The organism is Planococcus sp. RAB007_Raresut, from assembly GCF_057369535.1.
On the sequence record NZ_JBXYIF010000020.1, the window covers coordinates 1 to 1,800 of the forward strand.

General features: G+C 51.8%; 1 rRNA gene. It reads left to right on the forward strand.

Annotated features, from left to right (window positions below):
• Nucleotides 1–210: 210 nt before the first annotated feature.
• Nucleotides 211–1,800, forward strand: a 23S ribosomal RNA gene (locus AC2Q9J_RS17530); the annotation flags it as partial.

Genomic DNA, 1,800 nt, shown 5'->3' on the forward strand with positions numbered 1-1,800 from the left:
AGGAATATATCGGAAACAAGATCTCCGGATCTTGTGTTGACGTTTTGCGTTCAGTTTTGAAGGTTCACCTTCAGGCGGCAACGCCTTTTTGTGTTCTTTCACCACTTGTTCTTTGAAAACTGGATAAAACGACATTGAAACAAAACGAAGCAAAGCAATTCATGAAGTGACACGATCACCGTTGGTGATCAACTTTTTAACAAACCACTTGGTTAAGTTAGAAAGGGCGCACGGTGGATGCCTTGGCACTAGGAGCCGAAGAAGGACGGCACTAACACCGATATGCTTCGGGGAGCTGTAAGTGAGCGATGATCCGGAGATTTCCGAATGGGGAAACCCACTGCCTGTAATGGGGCAGTATCCATGTGTGAATTCATAGCACATGAGAAGGCACACCCAGGGAACTGAAACATCTAAGTACCTGGAGGAAGAGAAAGCAAATGCGATTCCCTGAGTAGCGGCGAGCGAAACGGGAACAGCCCAAACCAAGAGGCTTGCCTCTTGGGGTTGTAGGACACTCTATACGGAGTTACAAAAGGACAGATTAGGCGAAGCGACCTGGAACGGTCCGCCACAGCGGGTAACAGCCCCGTAGCCGAAAACCTGCCCCCTCCAGAGTGGATCCTGAGTACGGCGGAACACGTGAAATTCCGTCGGAATCCGGGAGGACCATCTCCCAAGGCTAAATACTCCCTAGTGACCGATAGTGAACCAGTACCGTGAGGGAAAGGTGAAAAGCACCCCGGAAGGGGAGTGAAATAGATCCTGAAACCGTGTGCCTACAAGTAGTCAGAGCCCGTTAATGGGTGATGGCGTGCCTTTTGTAGAATGAACCGGCGAGTTACGATTGCATGCAAGGTTAAGGTGAGAAGCCGGAGCCGCAGCGAAAGCGAGTCTGAACAGGGCGACAGAGTATGCAGTTGTAGACCCGAAACCAGGTGATCTACCCATGTCCAGGGTGAAGGTAAGGTAACACTTACTGGAGGCCCGAACCCACGCACGTTGAAAAGTGCGGGGATGAGGTGTGGGTAGCGGAGAAATTCCAATCGAACCTGGAGATAGCTGGTTCTCTCCGAAATAGCTTTAGGGCTAGCCTCAATCTTGAGAATCCTGGAGGTAGAGCACTGTTTGGACTAGGGGCCCATCCCGGGTTACCGAATTCAGACAAACTCCGAATGCCAGTGATTTATGATTGGGAGTCAGACTGCGAGTGATAAGATCCGTAGTCAAGAGGGAAACAGCCCAGACCACCAGCTAAGGTCCCCAAATATCCGTTAAGTGGAAAAGGATGTGGCGTTGCTTAGACAACCAGGATGTTGGCTTAGAAGCAGCCATCATTTAAAGAGTGCGTAATAGCTCACTGGTCGAGTGACACTGCGCCGAAAATGTACCGGGGCTAAACGGATTACCGAAGCTGTGGATGGATCTCGCAAGAGATCCGTGGTAGGAGAGCGTTCTAAGGGCGTTGAAGTCAGACCGGAAGGACTGGTGGAGCGCTTAGAAGTGAGAATGCCGGTATGAGTAACGAAAGACGGGTGAGAATCCCGTCCACCGAATGCCTAAGGTTTCCTGAGGAAGGCTCGTCCGCTCAGGGTCAGTCGGGACCTAAGTCGAGGCCGATAGGCGTAGACGATGGACAACAGGTTGATATTCCTGTACCACCTCCCCGCCGTTTGAGCAATGGGGGGACGCAGAAGGATAAGGTGAGCGCGCCGTTGGTTGTGCGCGTCCAAGCAGTGAGGCGTGGAATGAGGCAAATCCCATTCCTGATACGTTGAGCTGTGATGGCAAGGGGCATTG